Consider the following 24,937-nt stretch of genomic DNA (forward strand, 5'->3'; position numbering starts at 1 on the left):
CCGGGACAATCCTCATGATGAACATCAACGAAATCGTCGAATACCTGCCGCATCGTTATCCATTCCTGCTGATCGACCGCGTGCTCGAGATGGAGGAGGGCAAGCGCATCGTCGCGCTGAAGAACGTGACGATGAACGAGCCTTTCTTTCCCGGCCATTTTCCGCACCATCCGGTGATGCCCGGTGTGCTGATCGTCGAGGCGATGGCCCAGGCGGCGGCGGTGCTGTCGTTCAAGAGCATGGGCGTCAAGCCTGACGAGAACTCGGTGGTGTATTTCGCCGGCATCGACAACGTGCGCTTCAAGCGCCCGGTGGTGCCGGGCGACCAGTTGATCTTCGAAGTCGAGATCACCCAGAACAAGCGCAACATCTACAAGTACAAGGGGGTCGCCCGCGTCGACGGCGAAGTGGCGACCGAAGCCGATCTGATGTGCGCGCTGAAGACCCTATGATCCATCCGACCGCCATCGTCCATCCGGGCGCCAGGCTCGGTGAGAAGGTCTCGATCGGAGCCTATTCGATCATCGGCGAGCACGTCGAGATCGGCGACGGCAGCCGGATCGGGCCGCACGTCGTCGTCGAAGGCCATACCCGCATCGGCCGCGACAACGAAATCTTCCAGTTCTGCTCGCTCGGCGCCAAGCCGCAGGACAAGAAGTACGACGACGAGCCTACCCGGCTCGAGATCGGCGACCGCAACACCATCCGCGAGTACTGCTCGTTCAACGTCGGCACCAGCCAGGACGGGGGAGTCACCCGGGTCGGTGACGACAACTGGATCATGGCCTACGTGCATGTGGCGCACGACTGCCAGGTCGGCAACCACACGATCTTCGCCAACAACGCGACGCTGGCCGGCCACGTCCATGTCGGCGACTGGGCGATCCTCGGCGGCTTCACCGGCGTGCATCAGTTCTGCCGCGTCGGCGCACACAGCTTCTGCGGCGTCGGCACCGTGCTGCTGCAGGATCTGCCGCCCTTCGTCACCGTCGCCGGCAATCCCGCCAAGCCGCACGGCATCAACAGCGAAGGCCTCAAGCGCCGCGGCTACGGCAGCGAAGGCATCGCCGCGATCAAGCGTGCCTACCGGGCACTGTACCGCAGCGGCCTGACGCTGGACGAAGCGCGCCAGCGCGTCGCCGAGATCGTGGCCGAGCATGCCGAGGCCGGCCCGCTGTCCGAGTTCATCGCCGACTCCGGCCGCGGCATCGTCCGCTGAGCGCCATGACCGTTCGCATCGCGATGGTGGCCGGAGAAGCATCCGGCGACCTGCTCGCCAGCCATCTGATCCGGGCCATTCGTCGGTACCTGCCCGATGCCGAGTTCTTCGGCATCGGCGGGCCGAAGATGCAGGCCGAAGGCTTCGACGTGCGCTGGCCCTGCGAACTGCTGGCGGTGCATGGCTATGTCGATGCGCTGAAGCGCTACCGCGAGCTGTCGGGCATTCGCCGCAGCCTGCTGGCGCAGGTTCGCAAGGAGCGGCCGGCAGCCTTCATCGGCGTCGATGCGCCCGACTTCAACCTGTGGCTGGAAGGCAAGGTCAAGGACACGGGCATTCCGGCGATCCACTTCGTCAGCCCGTCGATCTGGGCCTGGCGCGGCGGGCGCATCAAGCGCATCGCGCGCTCGGTCAGCCGCATGCTGTGCCTGTTCCCGTTCGAGCCGGCGCTGTACGAACAGGCCGGCGTGCCGGTCAGCTACGTCGGCCATCCGCTGGCGGACGTCTTTCCGCTGTGCCCCGACCGCGCCGCGGCGCGTGAACTGCTGGGTTTGTACCCCGACAGCAGGATCGTCGCGATGCTGCCGGGCAGCCGCCAGTCCGAAGTGCGCAACCTGGCCGACATCTACATCGCCACCGCGATCCGCATGCTCGAACGCGACCCCGGCCTGGGTTTCCTGGTGCCGCTGGCGACGCGCGAGACCCGCCTGATTTTCGAAGAGGCGCTGCACCGCAATCAGGCGACGGAACTGCCCATCCGCATGCTGTTCGGCCATGCGGTCGAGGCCATGACCGCCGCCGACGCGGTGCTGGTCGCGAGCGGCACCGCAAGCCTCGAAGCCGCGCTGCTGAAGCGGCCGATGGTGATCACCTACCGCATCGGCGACTGGCAGTACCGGCTGATGAAGCGCATGGCCTACCTGCCGTGGGTCGGCCTGCCGAACATCCTGTGCAACGAAGGCCTGGTCCCGGAACTGCTGCAGGACGATGCGACGCCGGAGAATCTCGCCGCGGCGCTGGAGGCCTGGCTCGGCGACGCCGACCGCTGCGCGGCGCTCGAGCTGCGCTTCACCGAGCTGCATCTGACCCTGCGGCAGGACACGGCGCAGAAGGCGGCGGAGGCCATCCTGCCTTACCTGAACGGCAGGACGACGTGAGCGCAGACCTTTTCATGCCTGCTGCGGCATGTCCGGGGCAGGTGCTGGTATGCGGTGTGGACGAGGCCGGGCGCGGCCCCTTGTGCGGGCCGGTCGTCGCCGCGGCGGTGATCCTCGATCCCGCACGCCCGATCGACGGCCTGGCGGATTCCAAGAAGCTCGGCGAGCGTGCGCGCGAGCGCCTGGCGGTGCTGATCCGCGAGCGTGCGCTGGCCTGGGCGGTCGCCGAAGCCAATGTCGAGGAAATCGACCGCCTCAACATCCTGCACGCCAGCATGCTGGCCATGCAGCGCGCGGTCGCGGGGCTGGGCGTGGCGCCGGCCGAAGTGCTGATCGACGGCAACCGCTGCCCCCGCCTGCCTTATCCTGCGCGCGCCATCGTCAAGGGCGACGCCACCGAACCTTCGATCTCGGCTGCGTCCATCCTCGCCAAGACTGTCCGTGACGCCGGCATGCGTGAACTCGACGCGTCATGGCCGCAATACGGGCTCGCCGCGCACAAGGGCTATCCCACTGCCGCCCACCTGCAGGCGTTGCAACAGCATGGCGTCGCCGATTTCTACCGCCGCAGCTTCGCGCCCGTTCGGCGCCTGCTCGACGCCGCTGCCCGATGAAAGCGATCGCTTCACGCGAGAACCCGCTGGTCAAGCGCCTGCATGCGCTGGCCGGCTCCGCCCGCGAACGGCGCAAACATGGCGAGACGCTGCTCGATGGTGCGCACCTGCTGGATGCCGCGCTGCAGCGCCGATGGCCGCTGAAGGGCCTCGTCGTCGCCGAGAGCGGCCTTGCCAGTGCGGAAATCCAGGACCTGCTCGCACGCTGCCCGGCCGAGATACCGCACTACCAGTTTCCCGACGCCTTGTTCGCCCACATCAGCCCGGTCGACACACCTTCCGGCATCCTTGCCATCATCGACCTGCCGGCAGAGCCGGCGCCGGAGAAACTGGCGGGCGACGTCATCGTGCTCGATGCGGTGCAGGACCCCGGCAATCTCGGCACCATCCTCCGTACTGCGGCGGCGGCCGGGGTGCGCGACGTACTGCTCACCGAAGGCTGTGCCGGCGCCTGGTCGCCCAGGGTGCTGCGTGCCGGCATGGGGGCGCACTTCGGCCTGTGCATCCGGGAACGCGTCGACGCGTTGCAGGTGCTGTGGGATTTTCCCGGTCCGGTGCTGGCCACCGCGCTGACGTCCGATGCGCGCGAGCTGTACGACATCGAGCTGTGCCGCCCCGCGGCCTGGCTGTTCGGTGCCGAAGGCCAGGGCCTGTCGCCCAGCCTGCTTGCCCTTGCCACCGAGCGTGTGGTGATTCCGATCGCCGACTCGATCGAATCGCTCAACGTCGCCGCTGCAGTCGCAGTCTGCCTGTTCGAGCAGGCCAGGCAACGGCGCATGTCAAATACGTCACATTCTTCCAGAAAAGGCGATTGACAGCCTTTTTCCTCGCACAGGATGCTAGCCGCGGGTACATGTTCGCGGCACGCGTCGCAGCATGCGCGGCCAGACGGCGGAAAGCCGCATTTGCCGAGGAGACGAGGAGTGACGATCTATTTCAAGACCCCGCGGGGGATGGGCGAAATCGCCAATCGCAGCGGGGCCATCGGCCAGCGTGCGCGGCGGCTGCTGATCCTGATCGATGGGCAGCGCTCGAAAGGGGAATTGCATGCCCTGGCGGGCGATCCCGACATCGAAAGCACGCTCGGCCAACTGATCGACGCCGGCTTCGTCACCGAGGCGTCGCCACAAGCCGAAGCGCCACCACCGTCCGAAGCATCGCGGATGAACGAAGCCGCAACTCAGGATCTGCAGAAGGCGCGCAACTTCATGATCAACACCTTGCGCGCCTATCACGGCCACTACAACAAGATGAATCTGATCAAGCGCATCGAGGGCTCGCAGCAGCGCGCGGAGCTGGAGGCCTTGTTCGAGGAATGGCGTGCGTCCATCGCCGAAAACCGTACCGGCCTCAAGCGCGTCGATGAACTCGCCAGCCAACTGCGCGCGGTGATGTAGCGCGCCGTTTGCTAACATTGGGCGCTTCTTCCTGCCGGCCGTGACCCGCCCATGATCTTCGTCATTTCCCCCGCCAAGGCGCTCGACTACGAGACGCCGCCCGCCACGCCGCGCTTCACCCAGCCGGATTTCCTCGATCGATCCGCCGAACTCGTCGCCATCCTGCGCGAGCGCTCGCCGGCGCAGATCGCGGAGCTGATGTCGCTGTCGGATGCGCTCGCCAGCCTCAATGCCGCGCGCTACGAACAATGGTCAACGCCGTTCTCGCCGGACAACGCCAAGCAGGCGGTATTCGCCTTCAACGGCGACGTGTACGAGGGGCTGGACGCATACAGCCTGACGCCGCAGGAGCTCGACTGGGCACAGGACCATCTGCGCATCCTGTCCGGCCTGTACGGCGTGCTGCGCCCGCTCGACCTGATGCAGCCTTACCGCCTGGAAATGGGCACCCGGCTGGAGAATGCCCGCGGCAGGAATCTGTACGCCTTCTGGGGCGATCGCATCACCGACGAACTCAACCGCCTGCTCGCCGCCGAGGCCGATGCCGGACGCGAGCCGATTCTGTTCAACCTCGCCTCCGACGAGTATTTCAAGTCGGTCAAGCCGGCGAAACTCAAGGGCAGGCTGGTCAGCGCCGCCTTCGAGGACTGGAAGGGAGGCCGCTACAAGATCGTCAGCTTCTACGCCAAGCGCGCGCGTGGCCTGATGAGCCGCTACCTGATCCAGCACCGCATCGACGACGTCGACGGGGTCAAGGGTTTCGCGGCCGAAGGCTATGCCTTCGCGGCCGAAGCCTCGGACGACGACCGGCTGGTGTTCCGCCGCCGCGAGGCCTGAACGTAATGGCTGAGGTGGCCTCCATGTGCATCAGTTCATGCTTCGATTCCGGCGCGATCGAGGTGGCCTGCGCCGACGACCCGCAGAACATCCGGCTGCGCCTGCGTGCCGACAATGCGGCCGAATTCCGCCAGTGGTTCCATTTCCGCCTGACGGGTGCCGCGGGCAGGGCAGTGCGCATGGTGTTCGAGAACGCCTCGCAGGCCGCCTACCCGGACGGCTGGCCGGCTTACCGCTGCGTGGCGTCCTACGATCGCCGCGACTGGTTCCGCGTCTCCGGCACCCGCTACGAGAACGGCCAGTTGGTCGTCGAGCACACGCCCGAGCGCAACAGCGTCTACTACGCCTATTTCGAGCCGTATTCGCACGAGCGCCATCTCGATCTGCTCGCCCGTGCCGAAGCTTCGCCTTTCGCCAGCGTGAGCAACCTCGGTGCGAGCGTCGATGGCCGCGATATCGACCTCGTCACCGTCGGCCGGCCCGACACGGTGCCGGTGTGGATCATCGCCCGCCAGCATCCCGGGGAGACGATGGCCGAATGGTTCGTCGAAGGGCTGCTCGAGCGCCTGCTCGATCCTTTCGACGCCGTCGCCCGCCGTCTGCGCGAGCAGGCGCGCTTCTGCATCGTGCCCAACATGAACCCCGACGGCGCGGTCCGCGGCAATCTGCGCACCAATGCGGCCGGGCGCAATCTCAATCGCGAGTGGCGCGAGCCCGACCCCGCCGCCAGTCCGGAGGTCTTTCTGGTGCGACGGGAAATGCAGCGCACCGGCTGCGGGCTTTTCCTCGACATCCACGGCGACGAGGCGCTGCCCTACGTCTTTTTCTCGACCGCCGAGGAAGTACCCGGCTTCACCGCACAGGCAGTCCAGCAGCAGGCACGCTTCATCGAGGCCTTCGCCGTCGCGGCCCCCGATTTCCAGACCGAGGAGGGCTACAAACCCGGCCGCTTCGGCGAGGAACTGCTGACGCTCGCCAGCAAGTGGGTCGCCAATCACTTCGGTTGCGTGTCGTTGACGCTGGAAATGCCGTTCAAGGACAACGCGAACCTGCCCGATGAACAGGCTGGCTGGAACGGCGCGCGCAGCAAGCGGCTGGGTGCGTCGATGCTCGATGCAATCCTGTGCCACGTCTCCAGGGACGATGAAAGCCCCGGTTGACGGGTCAGTGCCGCGACGGAGCGCGACCTGATCCCTGGCTCCGGGGTGTTACAGCCAGGTCGCCTTGATTCCCAGCTCGGCCAGGATGGCCGCCGCGCAGGCCGTGCCCGAGCGCACGGCGGATTCGAGGGTGGCGGGGTAGGGGGAGTCGAGATAGTCCCCGGCCAGCCACAGGCCGCGCAGTGGCGTACGCATGCCGGGGCGGAAGACGCCGGGCCGGCAGGCGATGGTGGCGCGTTTCTCGACGATGACTTGCGACCACTCGGGCGCGGGCAGCCTGCGGCTCAATTGCCGTTCGAGTTGCGCATGCGTGGCCAGGATCAGTTCGTCGCGGGGCAGCGCCTCGTGCGGCCCGTGGGCGCTGATGACGCAGGCGATCAGGCCTTCCGGCCCACCCAGCTGGCCACGGTCGAAAGCCCATTGTGCCGGGCTGGCCGTCAGCGTGGCGGTGGTGCCGCTGTCGAGGCCGATCATCGGTTCGGACAGCTTCTGCCCTTTCCCGAGCGCCAGATAGACTGTAACGATCGGCTCGTGCGGCAGGGCGTCGATCTGCGCGGCGAGGCGCTCGCACTGGCCGGTGGAGGCGAGCAGGGCGCCGGCGTGATAGGGCGCGGTGGCAAGCACGACATGCGGCCAGGGCCGGCTGCCGGGGTCGCCTTCGAGGCGGAAGCCGCCGTCGACCGGCTGAATCGCCTCGATCGCGTTGCCGGTGCGCAGCTTGCCGCGCCGGGTGGCGAGATAGCGGGCCGCCGGCACCGGGAACAGTTCGGACAGGTCGACGCGCGGGATCAGCAGTTCGCTGTCGCTGGCCGAGGCGGCCAGGCTGTCGCGCAGCACGTTGGCGAAGACCTGGGCCGAAGCTTCGGCGGCCGGTGTGTTCAGCGCGGCGACGCACAGCGGCTCCCACACCAGTTCGACCAGCACGGGCGTCTGTCGAGTCTCATGCAGCAGGCCGCTGACCGTCATCTCGGGCGGCAAGCGGAAACCCTGCTTCTTGAGCCAGCGCATCAGGCGCAGCATCGCCAGCCGGTCGGCCCAGTTCAGGCCTTCGGCGCGCAGCAGGCCGACGGCCAGGTGGAAAGGCGCGGGCAGCGCCGCTGCCTTCAGCCTCATCCTGCCCGGCACGTGCAGGGTCAGCGGCAGGTGGGCGAGCTGCTTGGGCGAGCAGCCGGTGGTGCGCAGCAGGCGGGTGAGTTCGGTGTAGGCGCCGATCAGGATGTGCTGGCCGTTGTCGACCCGCCAGCCGTCCTTGGCCACCACCCGCGCCCGCCCACCCAGCGTGTGCGAGCGCTCGAACACCGTGACATGCACGCCGGCGCGCGCCAGTTCGACCGCGCAGGCGAGGCCTGCGTAGCCGGCACCGATCACCGCGACGGTCGGCACGCTCATCCGCTCAGCCCTTGAACCAGGTGGTGCCGGCCAGCCAGACCTTGCGCAGCGGCGTCAGCGAGGTGCGGCGGTCCAGCACCTGGAAGCCGTCGGCGGCGATCTCGCGCAGCAGCGTGCGGTAGATCGCCGCCATCACCAGGCCGGGGCGCTGCGTCTTGCGGTCGATGTCCGGCAGCTGGGCGAAAGCCTGGTCGTAGAAGCCTTCCGCACGCTCGGCCTGGAAAGCCATCAATGCGCGGAAGGCGTCGGAGTGGCGTGCCTCGAGGATGTCCTTGGCCGGCACGTCGAAGCGCTGCAGGTCCTCGATCGGCAGGTAGATGCGGCCGCGGCGGGCGTCCTCGCCGACGTCGCGGATGATGTTGGTGAGCTGGAAGGCGATGCCGAGGTCGTGGGCGTATTTCAGCGTCTGGCGGTCCTGGTAGCCGAAGATCTCGGCCGCCAGCAGGCCGACCACGCTGGCGACCCGGTAACAGTAGAGCTGCAGGCCCTTGAAATCGAGGTAGCGCGTCTGCGACAGATCCATCGCCATGCCGTCGATGATCTCCAGCAACTGCTCCTGCGGCAGCGCGAAACGCGGCAGCACGTCCTTCAGCGCATGGCCGACCGGATGGGTCGGGTTGCCGGCCCAGGTGCGCGCGACCTCCTTGCGCCACCATTCGAGCTTGGTCTGGGCCAGCGACAGGTCGTGGCATTCGTCGACGACGTCGTCGACCTCGCGGCAGAAGGCATACAGCGCGGTGATCGCCTGGCGTTTGTCGGGCGGCAGGAACATGAAGCTGTAGTAGAAGCTCGATCCGCTCTTGGCGGCCTTGTCCTGGCAGTAGTCGTGCGGATTCATGCGATGTTCCGGTAGTTCAGGGCGCGCCAGCCGAGGCGCAGCCAATCGGGCCGGGCGAGTACCGGCCGGCGGCGGAAGACGTCGTAGCCGGCGGCTTCGATGCGTTCGAGGATGCGCAGGCCGCCGAGCACGATCAGGCGCAGCTCCCAGCCGATGCGGCCGGGCAGGGCCAGCGCCAGCGGCGCGCCGTCGAGCATCATGGCACGGGCGCGCTGCACTTCGAAAGCCATCAGCGCCTGCCAGCGGGCATCGCAGCGGCCGGCGTCGATGTCGCCCTCGGTGATCTCGAAGCGCGCCATGTCGTCCTGCGGCAGGTAGATGCGCTGCTTCCGCCAGTCGACGTCCACGTCCTGGCAGAAGTTGATCAACTGCAGGCTGGTGCAGACGGCGTCCGAGCGGCGGATATTCTCCGGCGTGGCGGCGGCGTAAAGGTGCAGCAGCAGGCGGCCGACCGGGTCGGCCGAGCGCCGGCAATAGTCGCGCAGCTCGGCGAAGTCGCGGTAGCGCGTCTTGCCGACGTCCTGGGCGAAGGCGTCGAGCAGGTCGCGAAAAGGCTGCACAGGCAGCGCATGTGTCGCGATCGCACGTCCCAGGCGGGCGAACATCGGCGCCAGGCTCTCGTCGCGCACGACCTCGCCGCGCGCACAGGCTTCGAGCGCCAGACGATAGTCGTGCAGCCGGGCCAGTCTGGCGACGGCCGGCGCATCGCCTTCGTCGGCAACGTCGTCGGCGCTGCGGGCGAAGGCGTAGATGGCCTCGACCGGCTCGCGCAGGCGCGGCGGCAGCAGAAGCGAAGCGACAGGAAAATTCTCGTAGTGGTCGACCGGCATGCCTGGCGATGAAGATGCGATGCCACGTTGTGGGCAGGCAGCCCTGCGCGGCTCGGCGGGCGGAGTATATACGTGATTCGCCCCTATCCCGGATCGAGCAGGGATGGCGGCAGCCGGTATGGTGGTCCCGCCGGGCTTCGGCGCGGTCCGGCAGTCGATTTGGCAGGCATCGCAGCAATTTCAACGCTGCGATGACACAATTGGGCTTTACGGCCCCTTCTTTACCTCTCTTTCCACTCCTGCCCTGACCGACCTCATGCTGACTGCCCGCGCCTTGCGCAAGACGCTTCCCGGTACCCCGCCACGCCTTCTGTTCGAAGGGCTGGAACTGCAGGTCGCGGGTGGCGAATGCGTGGCGATCGTCGGTGAATCCGGGGCGGGGAAATCGACGCTGCTCAATTGCCTTGCGGGGCTGGAGCCGTTCGACGGCGGACACGTCGAACTGGGCGGGCAACTCATCGGCGGGCTGGACGACGATGCGATGGCCAGGCTGCGGCGGGAGGCCTACGGCTTCGTCTTCCAGGCTTTTCACATCCTGCCGCATCTGTCGCTGGCGCAGAACGTGGCGCTGCCGCTGTGGCTGCTGAAAGTCGACGAACGCCAAGCCGATCAGCGCGCCCGCGCCATGCTGGCGCGCGTGGGCCTGGAAGGACGGGCCGACGATGCGCCGCACACCCTGTCGGGCGGCGAGATGCAGCGCGTGGCGATTGCGCGGGCGCTGATCCATGCCCCGAAGCTGGTGCTGGCCGACGAGCCGACCGGCAACCTCGACCCGGCACGGGCCGGCGAAGTGCTCGATCTGCTGCTCGGGCAGATCCGGGCCGGCGGCGCCGCCGGCGTGCTGGTGACGCATTCCCGCCTGGCCGCGAAGCGTGCCGACCGGGTGCTGGAATTGGGGCCGCAGGGGTTGGCGGACGTCACGGAGCGCGTGTGAGCGTCGCCGCCCGGCCGCCCGAAGGGGGCGCTCATCCTCCCGCGGGGAGGATGTCGCACAGCGACAGGAGGGCAGTCCAGTGAGCCCAGTGAGCCTGGTGGGCGCGACTTCGCGCCGGCTCTTCCTCGCCAGCCTGCTGCGCCATCGCCTGGCGACTGCGCTGTCGCTGCTGGCGATCGCGCTCGGCGTGGCGCTGGGTCTGGCGGTGCAACTGATCCACGGCGCGGCCATCGACGAATTCGGCCGCGGCCTGCGCACGCTGGCGGGCGAAGCCGACCTGCAACTGGTGGGGCCGCGTGAGGGCTTCGACGAGGCCATTTATCCGGTGCTCGCCAGGCACCCGGAGATCGCCGAAGCCAGCCCGGTGCTGCGCATCGAGGCACGGCTGCCGGGGCGGGAGGACACGCTGGAGATTCTCGGTGTCGACATGTTCCGCGTCGCCCGCATGCAGGCCTTGCTGCGGCCGCGGGCCGACCCGGCGCTGGTGGACGGCGACGGCCGTCTTGCCGGGCTGCAGCCGCGCAACATCTTCATCAGCGCGGATGCCCGCGCCCGCCTGGAGCTGCCGTCGCGCCTGGGCAACGGGGAGATGGCCGGGCCCGCGCTGCGGGATGGCGTGTTGACCGTCCAGTCCGGTGTCAGCGGGATCGAGCTGCGTCTGGCCGGCGAACTGCCCTTGAGCGGCACCGAACTGGCGGTGATGGACATCGGTGGCGCGCAGCAGGTGTTCGGCCGCCTCGGCGTGTTGAGCCGCATCGATCTCAAGCTCGCCCCGGGCCTGAGTGCCGAAGCCGCAAGTCTGGCGCTGTCGCCGCTGCTGCCGCCCGGACTGGCACTGCAGGTACCGGAAGCCGTGGCCGGCGAGGCGAGTGCGCTGTCGCGCGCCTATCGGGTCAATCTCACGATGCTGGCGGCCATTGCGTTGCTGACCGGCGCGTTCCTGGTGTTTTCCACCCAGGTGCTGTCGGTGGCGCGGCGACGGCGGGAATTCGCCCTGCTGCGTGCGCTCGGCATGGAAAGGCGCGAATTGCTGCGCGGGCTGCTGGCCGAAGGGGTGGTACTGGGGCTGGTGGGCGGTGCGATCGGTGTGATGCTCGGCCATGCGCTTGCTGCGCTGGCCTTCAGGCTGGTCGGCGGCGACCTGGGCGCAGGCTTTTTCCGCGGTAGCCGACCCGAGCTGCAGTTCGATGCCATGCTTGCCGCGGGATATCTGCTGCTGGGCGGCGTGGCCGGTGTGCTCGGTAGCTGGCTGCCGGCCCGGGCAGCGTCGCAGGTCGCGCCGGCCCGGGCGCTGAGGGCCGGCGAGGCGCAGTATGCCGGTTTGCCGCATACGCAGGGGCGCCTGCCGCTGGCGCTGCTGCTGGCGGCAGGTGCCGGGCTCGCCTGCATGCTGCCGCCGGCCGGCGGCATTCCGCTCGGCGGCTATGCTGCGGTGGCGCTGAGCCTGATGGCGGCAGTGCTGTCCCTGCCTGCGCTGGCGCGGAGCCTGCTGCCGCTGCTGGGGCGGACGCGCTCGGTGATCTGGCGCCTGGCCCATGCCCGCCTGTCGGCCACGCCCGGCCAGGCCGTGGTGGCCGCTGCCGGCGTGGTCGCCAGCGTGGCGCTGGCATCGGCGATGGCGATCATGGTCAGCTCCTTCCGGGTGTCGGTGGATGACTGGCTGGCCCAGGTGCTGCCGGCCGACCTGTATGTGCGGGCTTCGAGCTCGGCGGCCAGCGGCTATCTGGATGACGATGCGCTGGCACGCATTGCCGCGGTGCCGGGCGTGGCTTCGGTGGATACGACACGGCTGCTGAATTTGCGGCTGTCGGACGAGGAGCCGGTGTTCAGCCTGCTGGCGCGCCCGGTCGACGGCAACTGGGGCTTGCCGCTGGTCGCGGGCTCGAGCGGACGCCCGGACGGCGGCAAGCCGGGGCAGAGCGGCTTGCCGCCGGCGTGGATTTCCGAAGCCGCCGTCGATCGCCTGGGACTGGGCGTCGGCGACCGTCTGACGCTGCCGCTGGCCGGCCGCCAGCAGAGTTTCGTCGTTGCCGGCGTCTGGCGGGATTATTCGCGCCAGTACGGTGCGGCGCTGATCGAGCCGGCGGACTACCGCGCCCTGACCGGCGACGATCGCGTCAACGACGCCGCGATCCGGCTCGAGGAAGGCGCCGATGCCGGCGCGGTGGCCGATGCGCTGAACGCCCGCTTCGGCCCCGGGCGCCTGATCATCGCACTGCCGGGCGAAATCCGCGCCACCACGCTGCAGATCTTCGACCGGACTTTCCTGATCACCTATCTGATGGAAGCGGTGACGGTGATGATCGGCCTGTTCGGCATCGCCACCACCTTCGCCGCGCTGGCCGGCACGCGCGAAGGCGAGTTCGGCATGCTGCGCCATCTGGGTTTCACGCGCGGGGAGGTCGGGCGCCTGATCGCAACCGAAGGGGCGCTGACCGCCGGCTTTGGCGTGGCCTGCGGCTTGCTGGCGGGCGGGGCGATGGCATGGATCCTGATCGAGGTGGTCAACCGGCAGAGTTTCCATTGGAGCATGGACCTGGCCGTGCCGTGGGCTGCGCTGGCGCTGTTTGCCGCCGTGCTGGTGTCGCTGGCCGCACTGGTTGCGCGGCTGGCCGGGGCGCGGGCGATGCGAGGCTCCGCGGTGCAGGCGGTGAAGGCCGACTGGTGAATGCGGCGGTGCAGGCGGGCGGAGCGGCTGGATGATGCGTGCGAAGGCGGCTGCAGGAGAGGGCAGATGTCGATGGTGATACGACGTGCTGGGCAATGGCGCGAAATCTGGAGGCGCTTCGGAGCGGACATCGCCCGACGCTCGCTGTGTGCGTTCGCTGTCGCCATCGCCTTGCTGTCGTGTCTGCCACCGGAGATTCATGCACAGGATTCAGGATCCGCGTCGGCAGCCGATGGCTACCCGGCCGTGGTGCCGGGCAGGCCGCTGGTCTTCCCCGATGATTTCGGCGCCCACCCGGACTACCGTACCGAGTGGTGGTACATCACCGGCTGGCTGCGCGATGGCGCAGGCGCAGAGCGCGGCTTCCAGCTCACCTTCTTCCGGGTGCGCACCCTGATCGGCGAGGACAACCCCAGCCGTTTCGCGCCGCGCCAGCTCATCCTCGCCCATGCCGCGGTGGCCGATCCGGCGAATGGCCGCCTGCTCCATGCCGAGCGTTCGGCACGGGCCTGGCCCGGCCTGGCAGGCGCCGCAACCGGCCGGACGGACGTCGAGATCGATGGCTGGTCGCTGTCGATGGAACCGGAGGAGGGGGGCGAGACGGACGGGAGCAGTGGCGATCGCTACCACAGCCGCATCGAGACGGAGGAATTCGGCTTCGAACTGCGCTTCGACACCCGCCGGCCGCCCTTGTTGAATGGCCGCCAGGGTTTCAGCCAGAAGGCACCGGACCCGCTCAACGCCAGCCATTACTACAGCCGGCCGCAGCTCGGCGTGTCGGGTAGGTTGCGCCTGGGCAGCGAGGTTCTGGACGTGGACGGCCATGCCTGGCTGGATCACGAATGGTCCTCGGAGATCCTGCCGCAGGGCGCGCGCGGCTGGGACTGGATCGGCATCAACCTGCATGACGGCGGTTCGCTGATGCTGTTCCAGATGCGCGATGGCGGAGGCGGCGCGATGTGGGCCGCGGGGACGCTGGCCGATGCGGCGGGCCGGGCGCGGACCTTTGCGCCCGACGAAGTGCGCTTCGAGCCGCTGCGGTACTGGACATCCGCACGCACCGGCACACGCTACCCAGTGGAGTGGCGCCTGCACCTGGCCGACGGACGCACGCTCAGCCTGCGCCCGCTGATGGACGACCAGGAGCTCGACAGCAGCGCATCGACCGGCGCCGTGTACTGGGAAGGCGCGGTGCGCCTGTCCGAGCAGGCGGAGGACGGCGGTGAACGTGAAATCGGTCAGGGTTATCTCGAAATGACCGGCTATGCGGAACGCCTGGAGATGTAGCCGCCGCTTCGATGATGCGATAATCCCGCCATTCGATCCAAGCGGAGCTTGATCTTGATTCTCGTGTCCGGCGGTGCGGGCTTCATCGGCGCCAACTTCATCCTCGACTGGCTTGCAGGTGATGACGAAATCATCCTGAACCTGGACCTGCTGACTTATGCCGGCAACCTCGAGACGCTGGCGAGCCTGCGGGACGATCCGCGTCATGTTTTCGTGCAGGGCGACATCTGCGACCGTGCATTGGTCGATCGCCTGCTGGCGACCTACCGGCCCCGTGCGATCGTGCATTTCGCCGCCGAGAGCCACGTCGACCGCTCGATCCATGGCCCGGGTGATTTCGTCCGCACCAACGTCGAAGGCACGTTCACGCTGCTCGAGGCGGCGCGTGCCCATCACGCGTCGCTCGATGCCGCGGAGCAGGCCGCTTTCCGTTTCCTGCACGTCAGCACCGACGAAGTCTACGGCTCGCTGGGCACCGACGACCCGGCTTTCGCCGAGACCAAGGCCTACGAGCCCAACAGCCCGTATTCGGCCAGCAAGGCGGCCAGCGATCATCTGGTGCGCGCCTGGCACCACACTTACGGCCTGCCGGTGCTGACCACCAACTGCTCGAACAACTACGGTCCGCGCCAGTTTCCGGAGAAGCTGATTCCGCTGATGATCGTCAATGCGCTGGCGGGCAAGCCGCTGCCGGTGTATGGCGACGGCCTCAACGTGCGCGACTGGCTGTACGTCACCGATCATTGCGCCGCGATCCGCGAAGTGCTGGCGCGCGGCACGCCGGGCGAGATCTACAACATCGGCGGCTGGAACGAAAAGACCAATATCGACATCGTCCGCGGCGTCTGCGCATTGCTCGACGAGTTGCGCCCCTCGGCCGACGGCAGCCATGCACGGCTCATCACCCATGTCACCGACCGCCCGGGGCACGATCGGCGCTACGCCATCGATGCCCGCAAGATCGAGCGCGAGCTGGGCTGGCGGCCGGCCGAGACCTTCGACAGCGGCATCCGCAAGACGGTGCAGTGGTATCTCGACAATCCGCAATGGGTCGCGGACGTGCAGAGCGGAGCCTACCGCGACTGGGTGGCGGCCAACTACGGCACACGAGGGCAGGCAGCATGAAGATCCTGCTGCTGGGCAAGAACGGCCAGGTGGGCTGGGAGTTGCAGCGTGCGCTGGCGCCATTGGGCGAGCTGATTGCGCTCGATCGCCATGGCAGCGACGGCCTGTGCGGCGACCTGGAACGACTCGATGCACTGGCCGACAGCGTGCAGCGCCTGGCGCCGGATCTCGTCGTCAATGCCGCGGCCTACACGGCCGTCGATCAGGCGGAAAACGACGCGGAACGTGCCCACCGAATCAACGCCGACGCAGTGGGTGTGCTTGCCAGGCAGGCGGCTGCGCTCGGTGCATTGCTGGTGCACTATTCGACCGATTACGTCTTCGATGGCAGCGGCGAACGACCGTGGCGCGAAAACGACCTGCCTTCGCCCTTGTCCGTTTACGGTGCGAGCAAACTCGCCGGCGAGGACGCGATCCGGACCAGCGGCTGCGACCACCTGATCTTCCGTACCTCGTGGGTCCATGCCGCGCGGGGCGGCAACTTTGCCCGCACCATGCTCCGCCTGGCCGCCGAACGGGAACGCCTGACCGTCATCGACGACCAGATCGGCGCACCGACCGGTGCAGACCTGATCGCCGATGTCAGCGCCCATGCCATCCGCCGCACGATGAGCGACCGCGGCTACGGGGGCACTTACCACCTGGCCGCAGGCGGGCAGACGAGCTGGCGCGGCTACGCCAGCTTCGTCATCGACCGCGCCCGCTCTGGCGGCAGGACACTGGCGGTGCGTGAGATCGTGCCGATACCGGCCTCGAGCTATCCGACGCCGGCGACGCGGCCGCTGAACTCCCGTCTCGACACCCGGCGCCTGCGCGAGCGTTTCGACCTGCACCTGGCCGACTGGCGCGACGGCGTGGCGCGCATGCTGGACGAACTCGGCTGAGGGCGGCCGTACAGCCAATCAGCTTCGGACAATCGACTGGAACCCTATCGACATGATCATCAAGAGCGTCATTCTTTCCGGTGGCTCGGGCACCCGGCTGTGGCCTGCCTCGCGCGAGAACCATCCCAAGCAGTTGCTGCCGCTGACCAGCGAGCGCTCGCTGTTGCAGGAAACCGCTGTCCGCCTCGACGACTTTGCCGGCGGCGAAGTCGATCGACGCCCGCTCGTCGTGACCAATGAGGAATATCGCTTCATCATTGCCGAGCAACTGCGCCAGATCGGCGTGCGTTCGCCCCAGATCGTGCTCGAACCTTTCGGCCGCAACACTGCGCCGGCGCTGACCCTGGCAGCGCTCGCGGCGCTGGAGGAGGGCGATCCGGTGCTGCTGGTGATGCCGGCCGACCACGTCATCACCGATCTCGCCGCGTTCCAGCAAGCCATCGCACAGGGCAGCAGCCTGGCCGCGGACGGCATGCTGGTCACCTTCGGCATCGTGCCCGATCGCGCAGAGACGGGCTACGGCTACATCCGCGCCGGCGTGGCAATCGGCGGTGGGCGCGAGCTGGCCGAGTTCGTCGAGAAGCCGGATCTCGACACCGCCCAGCGCTATCTCGAAAGCGGTGGGTATTTCTGGAACAGCGGCATCTTCATGATGAAGGCCTCGGTCTGGCTGCGCGCCATCGAGCGTTTCAGGACCGACATCGCCGAGGCCTGCAGGGCCGCTTACGAAGGCCGCAAGCCTGATGCCGATTTCATCCGCCTGGAGCAGGGCGCATTCGAGCGCTGCCCGAGCGACTCGATCGACTATGCCGTCATGGAGCGCCTGGCCAACGCACCGGAAGCGGGCAAGGGGGTCGTCGTGCCGATGTCGGCAGGCTGGTCGGACGTCGGCGCCTGGGATGCGCTGTGGGCGGTATCCGGCAAGGACGAGGCGGGCAATGCCGGCCGTGGCGAAGTGCTGTTCGAGGGCTGCCGCAATACCCTGGTGCATGCCAACGACAGGCTGGTGGCTGCGGTCGGCTGCGAGGACATGATCGTCGTCGAGACGCCCGATGCGGTGATGGTGGCGCACAAGGACCGCACCCAGGACGTGAAGAAGGTCGTCGCCCGCCTGAAGGCCGAAGGCCGGAGCCTGACGCAGAGCCACCGGAAGGTCTATCGCCCCTGGGGCTGGTATGACTCGATCGACGAAGGCGAGCGCTTCCAGGTCAAGCGCATCGTCGTCAACCCGGGCGCCAAACTCAGCCTGCAGATGCACCACCACCGCGCCGAGCACTGGATCGTGGTCAAGGGCACGGCCGAGGTCACCAACGGCGAGCGCGTCTTCCTGCTGGCCGAGAACGAGTCGACCTACATTCCGCTGGGGCATACGCACCGGCTGGCGAATCCGGGCAAGGTGCCGCTGGAGATCATCGAGGTGCAGTCCGGGAGCTATCTCGGCGAGGACGACATCGTGCGCTTCGAGGATACCTACGGGCGCAGTTCGAACTGAGGCCGGAAGGGGGAGGGCTGCTGCGAGCGTGGCGGCCCTTCCCGGGGCGGAACCGCAGGCAGGTTCCGCGAAGAGACCATGTATAATGCGGCCCGCTTCGCTGCCGATGCGGGGGTGGCGGAATTGGTAGACGCACTGGATTTAGGTTCCAGCGCCGCAAGGCGTGAGAGTTCGAGTCTCTTCCCCCGCACCATCGGGTTTCAGCGTACTTCTCCCGAGCCGTCTCGTTTTGCAAAACCGTGCCTGTTTTGCAAGAATCAGAACCAGAGACGCTAATGCGTCTGCGTGGCGATGTCGCGGATGCGTGCGCCGCTGCATGCCGGTGAACGCTGCTTCGAAAGCGCAGACCGGCGAACCTGCAGGGCACGCTATGCGACTCTCTTGCACCTGGATTTTCCAACATGATCCGATGTTGGTCAGGCTTCAGGAGACGTGCATGGATTCTTCTTCGCCCCTTGTCGAGGCATTGCGCCGACTCGTCGCCGATCGCGGCCTGGCGCTGGGCCTGCAATTGGGAGATGGCCGTACTGAAACGCTGGGCACTGGTCCGGCCGCGGTCATCTTGCGTCTTCCGCATCCCGAAGCGGCGCTCAAGCTGCTGCCCCCCGATCTCGACACGCTTGCGCGAGCCTACATCCATGGCGAGATCGATGTCGAAGGAAGCGCGCTGGACATCGTCCGGCTGGCGATCGAACTCGCGTATGCCGGGAGAGCCCATCGGCGTCTGCTGAACCGGGTCACGGGGTGGCGCCTCTGGCGGCACAACCCGGCCAGCGACAGGCGGGCCATCGCGCATCACTACGATGTCTCGAACGATTTCTATCGGTTGTGGCTCGACCCCGAGATGGTCTATTCCTGCGCCTATTTTCCGAGCGGCTCGGAGACCCTGGAGCAGGCGCAGCAAGCCAAGCTCGACCTCATCTGCCGCAAGCTCCAGCTCGAGCCGGGAGAGCGCTTCCTCGACATCGGCTGCGGCTGGGGTGCGTTGCTGCTGTGGGCTCATCGTCATTACGGGGTGACGGCCACCGGCGTGACATTGAGCGAACAGCAATTCAACTACGCACGGCAGCGCATCCGCGAACTGGGCCTGGAAGGGGCAATCGACGTTCGCCTGCAGGACTATCGCCATATCCCGGGCCAGGAGGTATTCGACAAGATCGCCTCGGTGGGCATGTTCGAACATGTAGGCATACGCAATCTGCCCGTATATTTCGGCACCATCAGTCGGCTGCTGACGGATGACGGCCTGGTGTTGAACCACGGCATCACCACCCGCGCAGGGGATGAGGCAGTCAGAGACGGCGCGGGCGACTTCATCGACCGCTATGTGTTTCCCGATGGAGAGCTGCCGACCATGGCCCAGGCAGCCGCGGCGATGGAGAATCAACAACTGGAGGTTTTCGACGTCGAGGGCTTGCGACCCCATTACGCGCGAACGTTGCTGCATTGGGTCGAGCGCCTCGATGCACACCGCGATAGCGCCATCCGGCTTGTCGGTGAGCGGACCTATCGCGTGTGGCGGATCTACATGGCCGGCAGCGCTCAAGCCTTCGAGTACGGCTGGATCTCCGTTCATCAACTGCTGGCGGCCAAGCGCGCCGTGAAGGGTTTTTCGGCCCAGCGCTGGAGTCGTGAGCATATGTGGAGGAGTCCAGCATGATGAGACCCCTTGCCGCCGCAAGGATCTTCACGTTGCTCGAACCCGGCCCGGTCGTGCTCGTCACGACACGCCATGCGGGCAAGAGCAACATCATGACCATCTCGTGGACGATGGTCATGGACTTCACGCCGCGCTTTGCGATCTGTACCGGTGCATGGAACCACTCGTTCACCGCGCTGGAGAAAACGCGCGAATGCGTCATCGCCATCCCGTCCGCCGACATGCTCGACACCGTGATCGGCATCGGCACCTGCTCGGGCGTGGATACCGACAAGTTCCCGCGCTTTGGTCTCACGCCCTCCAAAGGCAAGCACGTGCAAGCCCCGCTGATCGCGCAATGCCTCGCCAACATCGAATGCCGGGTCGCCGAGATCATCGCTCCACACGGCATCGTCGTACTCGACGGCCTGGCCGCGTATGTCGATCATCAGAAATCCGACCAGCGCATGCTGCATGCCGTTGGCGACGGCACGTTCGTCGCCGATGGCGAACGCTTCGACCGTAAGGAGGCGATGCGGTCGAAGCTGCCTGATGGTGTTTAGACTAGGTCGAGCAAAATCGCCTCCACACGGTGTGGTGGAGGTGGACAGGTCATTTGCGACGCCACTCGGCGCAGTTGCGGGCAGCTTTGGCTTGGTCGCCCATGCTTCTAGTTGATGATCAAAAGGGGCCGGCACTCTAGGCCGGGCCGAACGGCCAAATGTAGGGCGAGGTAAGCGGCCTTGATCCTGCGAAGCCTAGGCTTCCAAGTTTACATAATACAAATTATCGCTGTTTCTCGTGGCTGTTCTCATCGCTGTCCTGGCTGATCGCCAGCAGCGCCCAGGCCCTCTTGGCGGCCGTCGAATGGTCCGGACGACGTAGCACCACACACACAGCGTGCAACCTCCACACATCAACGCCTGCAGCTCGCAGGCGTTTTTTTTCGGCCGTGATCCGAGCCTGCCACGTCCTCACAGAAGGTCTCGAACCCGGCCGTGCAGCCCTCAATCGCCAGTACAGCCACTTCAGCTCAGCGGCCCAGCTCGGGAGCATCAAATGAGTGTTTTCCCCCTATCAAATGAAGTGCCCAAAATGGCCTCATGTCTCACCCGTGAGACAAAGTCCGGGTGTTACATACGGACCCGGACTTCTGACCCCCCCCTCGACGACCAGCGCCACCCAATCCCGCAGCCGAGCCAAACAGGCCCCCACATGGGTGCCCTCGCCAAAGATTCAAGACCTCGGGCTCCGCCCGAACCCGCTCTCGCCGAGAGGCATCCCCCGGGGGAATGTGCGCCTGCGGCTTCCTTCCCCCGGGCGTTGCCCGGAGCGTGTCTTGTCCTGCAACCGTCAAGGGCCGGCCGCGGAGCGGCCTCAGATCCTCGCCCGGTCCCGGCTGAAGCCGGGCTGCGGCCTCCGGTCTGTCCCTTGACCGCCTCAAAGGCCGGGTTTCCCGCCGTGCGCTCGATGGCGCACTAGTGTGAAAAGCATCATAGCTACCCGGCAGCAGGCGGAAATATGATCCAGACATGAGATCAAAAACCTTCATCGCCTTGTTTATCGTGACCGTCACAGGATTGATCGGTTACATGACCTACCTCGCCCCACCGGCGCCAACAACGACCAGGCACACCCAGCCACAAACCACCACACCACAAACCCCAAAAACCAACCCAAACCCAACCCGAAACCAACCAGAACAACCACAAACGAGAGAAAACCTATACCGCTGCAACATCAACGGCAGAACGGTCTATCAAGATCAGCCATGCCAGAACGACCAGCAAACCGCGATCACCGGCGGCACGGTATCAGTCGTCCCACGGTATCCAGTAGAGGCTGCAAAGCGAGCCATTCAGGCGATTGAACGCCCACTACCGGAAAGACAGGTCGCCCAGGCCGAGCCAGAGAACATCGATCCAAAGGGAGAGCATTCCGAATGCTCTTACCTCAGAGCCCGCGTGCGCGAGATCGATGCACGAGCTCGCCAACGATCCACGCAAGCACTCACAGACGCACGCCGTCATGCGAGAGATCGCATGTCTTCTCTGAAATGCAGCTACATGGATTAGATGGCGCCGAGCGAATGCAGACGATGCCAGTGTTTGAGCCGCTGATCGGCCGGCAGGCGCTGCAACAGCTCCGCCAGGCGGTGTTTCTGAACAGCAGGTTTCGGCACTAGCGCCGCGTCAGCCTGTCGCACGGGCGGTTCCAGCGGCACACGCAAGCTTCCGGACAGCACTTGCCGCCACTTCGGCAGCGGCGTGCAGTAGCCCTTGAGGTGCCACGGAGGCAGATACGAGTAGGCTCCGTGGGGATACCCTTCCATGAAGCGCTGGCGGGTGTCGTAGCCCCGGAAAAGGCTGTTCCCGCGGAAGGCCCAGCGCTCGGCCAGGATCGAATCCCGTTCCATGCCGTACCGCACGAAGCCCACATGCAGGCGCGGCATCTTGATCGGGATGAAGGGGATCTTGATCTTGTCCATCCGGCGACAGATGACGTGATACTCCGCCATCGCCTCCCTTATCTGTTTGTCAATCTGGTTAGGATGCTGTGCGATTAAGTAAGTATCCCATCCGAGTTTCCGACTATGCACAAGCCATTCCAATAAACCCGAACGTCGTTTGTCCTGAAACGTTCTGGCATTTAAAAATATGGCAAGTTCATCAAGCACCACAAGACCGTTCCGAGACTCATCGACGATGCCATCTTCGGACGACGGATTGCCCGATCCGATGATCTCAAGATCTTCCCGGCTCGGAAAGTCGGGCAGCCGGATCACCCTGGCCCGCTTGTAATGCACCGGCAGCAAGTGCTCCAAGTACAGGTCGAGGTTCGTCGCCACCACCCTGCCCTGCAGGATCGCTTCCCTGATCCGCCCGACACAGACCAGCGACTTGCCATTGCCCTTCTTGCCCGTCACCAGATAATCCGACATGTCAGCCCCCCGCCTGCATGATCCGCAGCAACTTGATGTTCCAGGCATACAGCGTCAGCGTTGCCTCGGCCGACAGCACGCTTGAGATCACGAACGGCAAATTGTTCGGCGCCGCGACGTACATCGCCATTTCCATGCCCGAATACGACGGCAGCGTGATCATCAAGGCATTAAGCACCAGCGACAGACCACCATACAGCGCCACCGTCAAAGACGTGAAAACGCCCGCGAAAACCACGCCGAGCGCCCATTTCTTGCCGATGTACTTGACCACCCAGGCAAAGGCAAACGTCCAAGCGGATATGAGGAGTTTTGCAAGAATCGGCATGATCAGACCTTCGCCAGAATATTGGTGCCACGAATCCAGATTGCGAGCGCGCCGAGCACACCCAGCACCCAGGCCCACAATGCCCGCGCCTTTTCGAGTGTCGGGCAAATATCAAACGACGTTCCGCCAATACCTACAGCACCACACGTGCCCGCAGGCAGCTTATCGGGCAAATTCCAGGTGAAACCCAGTTCGGTGCGATGCCAGGACGTGCCCTGCACCATTTCGATGATGGTAGTGAATTGCTCATCCAATGACTGATTGATATTCGCACCGTCAAGCGCTTCCGGCGTTCCGGTTTCGTCGATCTTCACACGATCTTTACACATCAGCGAATTCGGATTGTCCCGACAAAAGTTCGCCTGCTCAGTGTCGCCGCGATCACCGCGCCCTGCCCCTCCCCCACCACCAGAACCGCCAGCACCACCAGAACCACCCGAAGAGCCACCAGAAGAGCTACCCGGCATCGATTCGCCCAGCGGGCTGGTGGATTGGATCGTTTCCTTGGTCGTGGTCGTGGAGCCATCCGGATGCGTTGTCGTCGTGGTCGTGGTCTTCGAGCCATCCGGGTTTGTCTTCGTCTCGGTCGTGGTTTTCGTGCCGTCTGGCGCGGTCGTTTCGGTCTTCTCTTCGGTGCTGCCATACGAGCCATAGCAGCCCGCCACGCCATTCACTTCGCCCGCTACAGAGCCTGCAGGACAGCCACGCGGCGGCATCGGCGACTGTGAATCACTTGTTTCCGACGTCGAGCATTGACCGCCGTCATACGCGCCTTCATACGCGCAGGAAACCGTATAGGGCGGCCCGCCCGTTTGAGACACCGTGCAGGAGCCCGGAACCGGATTATTACTCGGACGCCATCCGCAACGATCCGCCCCCGAACAACCGCGCTGCGGCACTTCCCTTACGCCGAATATTTCGGAATTCGGGCTGTTCGTATATGCATATGCCATATCGAAACGGCCGGATGCGTTTTCGCCACCTAAATGAGAGCATGGATCAGCTTGACATTGTCCTGTATCGGGCTTTCGCGTTTGACCATTAGGACATGACGGAGCATTACGACACAATTTATTCGAATAACCATTCGAAGAATCCAACGACCCACCATACGGACAAACAAGTTGCTGCTGAACCAAATAAACACTAGAAACAGAACCAGTAGCCGGATTCATACATTTCCAGTTCCTATGAGGCAATGACTCAAAAGGTTGAGTACCAACCTGAGGCGTTGCCCCCGTCGTACATGCAGCATCTACAGTCGGTAATATAAAACCCGTATTAAGTCGCACCGCAGCACCTACAACATAACCATTCCCATAACCCCACGATGCTGGATATTCATCCGCAAAAGCCAGCATCGGCACCGCCGAAATCATCACCCCGACGAGAAACCAGAAAAGGCGCTTCATTGCCTTTCCTCAATCAGACGCCCACTCGGCTTTTCCGTGATCTGTGCAACGGGTATTTGGCAAACAACTTCACCCGTAATCAGCAAAACATGATTCAACTTCGGACAAGGCATTGCACCTCGCGTCCGTTCATACCACTGTTCCATCGTATAGCGCGATACCCGCATGACCGGTTCCGCCTTGTCGCAGTTATCGGCATATACCCCATGACGGCACTTATAGATGGGACCGTCCGCCATTGAGACGGACGGAACAAGCAGCGCCAACGCAAAAACGAACGGTCCCATATGCCCCCCTTAGGTCGCGCGCGAGAGAACCTTCTTGAAGATGCCCATCAGGATCAGACCACCGGTGATGGCGACCAGGACCGGCCAGCCGGCCGCCACCATATCAGTACCGTCATCCTTCAGCGCGGTGATCGCGGCGGTCGCTTCGGCCGGCAATGCGGCTTGTGCCTGGACGGCAGCGACCGACAGGGCTGCAGCCGCTGCGGCTTGCTTGGCGCGGGCGCGAGCCGCGAGGTTCTTCAGCGCTTCGAGTTTGGCCTTCATGACTTCATTCTCCACTTGTTGATTCCGGGAAATCGCCCGGCCGATTGCACAGGTATCGTCACCTGTCACATAGCCTGCACGGCTGTGCCGCACAGGCTATGTGACAGATTCCGATACTTTCTTGAATATCAAATAGATATAGCCCGAGACCCAACCAAGGGCGAAGGAACCCATGTAGAGGCCAATCAGCGGCGCGACGTCATCCCATGTCATCGTTGTTGTCCTGCAATGAAGC

Annotated in this window: 24 protein-coding genes and 1 tRNA gene; 18 read left to right on the top strand and 7 right to left on the bottom strand. The window is 65.6% G+C overall.

Translation table 11 applies throughout. The features are described from left to right. The first annotated feature begins 17 nt into the window (after positions 1 to 17). The 8 genes from fabZ to NX068_RS01890 all read left to right on the top strand — a co-directional run bounded on the left by fabZ (position 18) and on the right by NX068_RS01890 (position 6,384). Positions 18 to 452 (top strand): 3-hydroxyacyl-ACP dehydratase FabZ, encoded by a 435-nt coding sequence (gene fabZ, locus NX068_RS01855; RefSeq protein ID WP_268740014.1) that lies wholly within the window; start codon positions 18 to 20, stop codon positions 450 to 452. Beyond that, the gene (lpxA, locus tag NX068_RS01860; RefSeq protein WP_263459589.1) at positions 449 to 1,219 is read left to right on the top strand and encodes an acyl-ACP--UDP-N-acetylglucosamine O-acyltransferase; all 771 of its coding nucleotides are present in this window, start codon (positions 449 to 451) and stop codon (positions 1,217 to 1,219) included. The genes fabZ and lpxA overlap by 4 nt, the downstream gene beginning before the upstream one ends. A 5-nt stretch (positions 1,220 to 1,224) precedes the next feature. Next, complete coding sequence (gene lpxB, locus NX068_RS01865) at positions 1,225 to 2,376, top strand: lipid-A-disaccharide synthase (protein WP_263459590.1); 1,152 nt, start codon at positions 1,225 to 1,227, stop codon at positions 2,374 to 2,376. After that, positions 2,373 to 2,990, top strand: coding sequence for a ribonuclease HII (gene rnhB, locus NX068_RS01870; RefSeq protein WP_442806669.1), 618 nt, complete (start codon positions 2,373 to 2,375; stop codon positions 2,988 to 2,990). The genes lpxB and rnhB overlap by 4 nt, the downstream gene beginning before the upstream one ends. Beyond that, a complete protein-coding gene (locus NX068_RS01875) occupies positions 2,987 to 3,805 on the top strand; it encodes a TrmH family RNA methyltransferase (RefSeq protein ID WP_263459591.1) in 819 nt (272 codons plus the stop codon). Before rnhB ends, NX068_RS01875 begins: the two co-directional genes overlap by 4 nt. A 108-nt stretch (positions 3,806 to 3,913) precedes the next feature. Beyond that, entirely contained in the window at positions 3,914 to 4,387 is a 474-nt protein-coding gene (locus tag NX068_RS01880) for a hypothetical protein (RefSeq protein WP_263459592.1), read from the top strand. A gap of 51 nt (positions 4,388 to 4,438) precedes the next feature. After that, a complete protein-coding gene (gene yaaA, locus NX068_RS01885) occupies positions 4,439 to 5,224 on the top strand; it encodes a peroxide stress protein YaaA (protein WP_263459593.1) in 786 nt (261 codons plus the stop codon). A gap of 23 nt (positions 5,225 to 5,247) precedes the next feature. Continuing rightward, entirely contained in the window at positions 5,248 to 6,384 is a 1,137-nt protein-coding gene (locus NX068_RS01890; protein ID WP_263459594.1) for a M14 family metallopeptidase, read from the top strand. A 48-nt stretch (positions 6,385 to 6,432) separates the two neighbouring features. Here the strand turns inward: NX068_RS01890 and hpnE are convergent, their stop codons facing one another. Genes hpnE through hpnC form a run of 3 tightly spaced genes read right to left on the bottom strand, consistent with a single transcriptional unit; the run spans position 6,433 to position 9,441 of the window. Beyond that, a complete protein-coding gene (gene hpnE / locus NX068_RS01895) occupies positions 6,433 to 7,773 on the bottom strand; it encodes a hydroxysqualene dehydroxylase HpnE (protein WP_263459595.1) in 1,341 nt (446 codons plus the stop codon). Positions 7,774 to 7,777: 4 nt separating this feature from the next. After that, positions 7,778 to 8,611 (bottom strand): presqualene diphosphate synthase HpnD, encoded by an 834-nt coding sequence (hpnD, locus tag NX068_RS01900; RefSeq protein WP_263459596.1) that lies wholly within the window; start codon positions 8,609 to 8,611, stop codon positions 7,778 to 7,780. Continuing rightward, positions 8,608 to 9,441, bottom strand: coding sequence for a squalene synthase HpnC (hpnC, locus tag NX068_RS01905; protein ID WP_263459597.1), 834 nt, complete (start codon positions 9,439 to 9,441; stop codon positions 8,608 to 8,610). The genes hpnD and hpnC overlap by 4 nt, the downstream gene beginning before the upstream one ends. Positions 9,442 to 9,697: 256 nt before the next feature. Here hpnC and NX068_RS01910 point away from each other — a divergent pair, with 256 nt between their 5' ends. The 10 genes from NX068_RS01910 (at position 9,698) to NX068_RS01955 (ending at position 21,545) form a co-directional block, all read left to right on the top strand. Then, on the top strand, positions 9,698 to 10,375 hold the full coding sequence (locus NX068_RS01910; RefSeq protein ID WP_263459727.1) for an ABC transporter ATP-binding protein: 678 nt from the start codon (positions 9,698 to 9,700) through the stop codon (positions 10,373 to 10,375). Positions 10,376 to 10,454: 79 nt separating this feature from the next. Continuing rightward, positions 10,455 to 13,043 carry an ABC transporter permease gene (locus NX068_RS01915; protein ID WP_263459598.1) on the top strand — a complete coding sequence of 863 codons (2,589 nt, stop codon included), beginning with the start codon at positions 10,455 to 10,457 and terminating at the stop codon, positions 13,041 to 13,043. A gap of 66 nt (positions 13,044 to 13,109) precedes the next feature. Continuing rightward, positions 13,110 to 14,330, top strand: a complete 1,221-nt coding sequence (locus NX068_RS01920) for a lipocalin-like domain-containing protein (protein ID WP_263459599.1) — start codon at positions 13,110 to 13,112, stop codon at positions 14,328 to 14,330. A gap of 54 nt (positions 14,331 to 14,384) precedes the next feature. Beyond that, positions 14,385 to 15,455: a dTDP-glucose 4,6-dehydratase gene (rfbB, locus tag NX068_RS01925; protein ID WP_263459600.1), complete on the top strand. Its 1,071-nt coding sequence runs from the start codon at positions 14,385 to 14,387 to the stop codon at positions 15,453 to 15,455. Then, positions 15,452 to 16,339 (top strand): dTDP-4-dehydrorhamnose reductase, encoded by an 888-nt coding sequence (rfbD, locus tag NX068_RS01930; protein ID WP_263459601.1) that lies wholly within the window; start codon positions 15,452 to 15,454, stop codon positions 16,337 to 16,339. The genes rfbB and rfbD overlap by 4 nt, the downstream gene beginning before the upstream one ends. Before the next feature lie 52 nt (positions 16,340 to 16,391). Beyond that, positions 16,392 to 17,831: a mannose-1-phosphate guanylyltransferase/mannose-6-phosphate isomerase gene (locus tag NX068_RS01935; RefSeq protein ID WP_263459602.1), complete on the top strand. Its 1,440-nt coding sequence runs from the start codon at positions 16,392 to 16,394 to the stop codon at positions 17,829 to 17,831. Between the two features lie 108 nt (positions 17,832 to 17,939). Next, positions 17,940 to 18,024, top strand: a tRNA-Leu gene (locus NX068_RS01940). A gap of 243 nt (positions 18,025 to 18,267) precedes the next feature. Further along, a complete protein-coding gene (locus tag NX068_RS01945) occupies positions 18,268 to 19,491 on the top strand; it encodes a class I SAM-dependent methyltransferase (protein ID WP_263459603.1) in 1,224 nt (407 codons plus the stop codon). Continuing rightward, entirely contained in the window at positions 19,488 to 20,033 is a 546-nt protein-coding gene (locus tag NX068_RS01950; RefSeq protein WP_263459604.1) for a flavin reductase family protein, read from the top strand. The genes NX068_RS01945 and NX068_RS01950 overlap by 4 nt, the downstream gene beginning before the upstream one ends. A gap of 969 nt (positions 20,034 to 21,002) precedes the next feature. Beyond that, positions 21,003 to 21,545, top strand: a complete 543-nt coding sequence (locus NX068_RS01955; RefSeq protein WP_263459605.1) for a hypothetical protein — start codon at positions 21,003 to 21,005, stop codon at positions 21,543 to 21,545. On the opposite strand, the gene NX068_RS01960 is transcribed toward NX068_RS01955, so the two are convergent. From NX068_RS01960 to NX068_RS01975, 4 genes are all read right to left on the bottom strand, one after another. Next, complete coding sequence (locus NX068_RS01960) at positions 21,542 to 22,411, bottom strand: zonular occludens toxin domain-containing protein (protein WP_263459606.1); 870 nt, start codon at positions 22,409 to 22,411, stop codon at positions 21,542 to 21,544. The genes NX068_RS01955 and NX068_RS01960 overlap by 4 nt on opposite strands. A gap of 1 nt (position 22,412) precedes the next feature. Continuing rightward, on the bottom strand, positions 22,413 to 22,739 hold the full coding sequence (locus NX068_RS01965) for a DUF5455 family protein (protein WP_263459607.1): 327 nt from the start codon (positions 22,737 to 22,739) through the stop codon (positions 22,413 to 22,415). A gap of 2 nt (positions 22,740 to 22,741) precedes the next feature. Then, positions 22,742 to 24,151, bottom strand: a complete 1,410-nt coding sequence (locus NX068_RS01970; RefSeq protein ID WP_263459608.1) for a hypothetical protein — start codon at positions 24,149 to 24,151, stop codon at positions 22,742 to 22,744. Positions 24,152 to 24,447: 296 nt separating this feature from the next. Then, entirely contained in the window at positions 24,448 to 24,702 is a 255-nt protein-coding gene (locus tag NX068_RS01975) for a major coat protein (RefSeq protein ID WP_263459609.1), read from the bottom strand. Between the last annotated feature and the right edge of the window lie 235 nt (positions 24,703 to 24,937).

Origin of the sequence: Thauera carbonicopians (assembly GCF_025699485.1) — a bacterium.
In the GTDB taxonomy this organism is placed as follows: Bacteria; Pseudomonadota; Gammaproteobacteria; order Burkholderiales; family Rhodocyclaceae; genus Thauera.

Bases quoted from the DNA above. Each gene is read 5' to 3' on its own strand.
- fabZ (WP_268740014.1), top strand. From the start codon at position 18: ATGAACATCAACGAAATCGTCGAATACCTGCCGCATCGTTATCCATTC.
- lpxA (WP_263459589.1), top strand. From the start codon at position 449: ATGATCCATCCGACCGCCATCGTCCATCCGGGCGCCAGGCTCGGTGAG.
- lpxB (WP_263459590.1), top strand. From the start codon at position 1,225: ATGACCGTTCGCATCGCGATGGTGGCCGGAGAAGCATCCGGCGACCTG.
- NX068_RS01875 (WP_263459591.1), top strand. From the start codon at position 2,987: ATGAAAGCGATCGCTTCACGCGAGAACCCGCTGGTCAAGCGCCTGCAT.
- yaaA (WP_263459593.1), top strand. From the start codon at position 4,439: ATGATCTTCGTCATTTCCCCCGCCAAGGCGCTCGACTACGAGACGCCG.
- NX068_RS01890 (WP_263459594.1), top strand. From the start codon at position 5,248: ATGTGCATCAGTTCATGCTTCGATTCCGGCGCGATCGAGGTGGCCTGC.
- hpnE (WP_263459595.1), bottom strand. From the start codon at position 7,773: ATGAGCGTGCCGACCGTCGCGGTGATCGGTGCCGGCTACGCAGGCCTC.
- hpnD (WP_263459596.1), bottom strand. From the start codon at position 8,611: ATGAATCCGCACGACTACTGCCAGGACAAGGCCGCCAAGAGCGGATCG.
- hpnC (WP_263459597.1), bottom strand. From the start codon at position 9,441: ATGCCGGTCGACCACTACGAGAATTTTCCTGTCGCTTCGCTTCTGCTG.
- NX068_RS01910 (WP_263459727.1), top strand. From the start codon at position 9,698: ATGCTGACTGCCCGCGCCTTGCGCAAGACGCTTCCCGGTACCCCGCCA.
- NX068_RS01920 (WP_263459599.1), top strand. From the start codon at position 13,110: ATGTCGATGGTGATACGACGTGCTGGGCAATGGCGCGAAATCTGGAGG.
- rfbD (WP_263459601.1), top strand. From the start codon at position 15,452: ATGAAGATCCTGCTGCTGGGCAAGAACGGCCAGGTGGGCTGGGAGTTG.
- NX068_RS01935 (WP_263459602.1), top strand. From the start codon at position 16,392: ATGATCATCAAGAGCGTCATTCTTTCCGGTGGCTCGGGCACCCGGCTG.
- NX068_RS01945 (WP_263459603.1), top strand. From the start codon at position 18,268: ATGGATTCTTCTTCGCCCCTTGTCGAGGCATTGCGCCGACTCGTCGCC.
- NX068_RS01950 (WP_263459604.1), top strand. From the start codon at position 19,488: ATGATGAGACCCCTTGCCGCCGCAAGGATCTTCACGTTGCTCGAACCC.
- NX068_RS01955 (WP_263459605.1), top strand. From the start codon at position 21,003: ATGAGATCAAAAACCTTCATCGCCTTGTTTATCGTGACCGTCACAGGA.
- NX068_RS01960 (WP_263459606.1), bottom strand. From the start codon at position 22,411: ATGTCGGATTATCTGGTGACGGGCAAGAAGGGCAATGGCAAGTCGCTG.
- NX068_RS01965 (WP_263459607.1), bottom strand. From the start codon at position 22,739: ATGCCGATTCTTGCAAAACTCCTCATATCCGCTTGGACGTTTGCCTTT.
- NX068_RS01970 (WP_263459608.1), bottom strand. From the start codon at position 24,151: ATGAAGCGCCTTTTCTGGTTTCTCGTCGGGGTGATGATTTCGGCGGTG.
- NX068_RS01975 (WP_263459609.1), bottom strand. From the start codon at position 24,702: ATGAAGGCCAAACTCGAAGCGCTGAAGAACCTCGCGGCTCGCGCCCGC.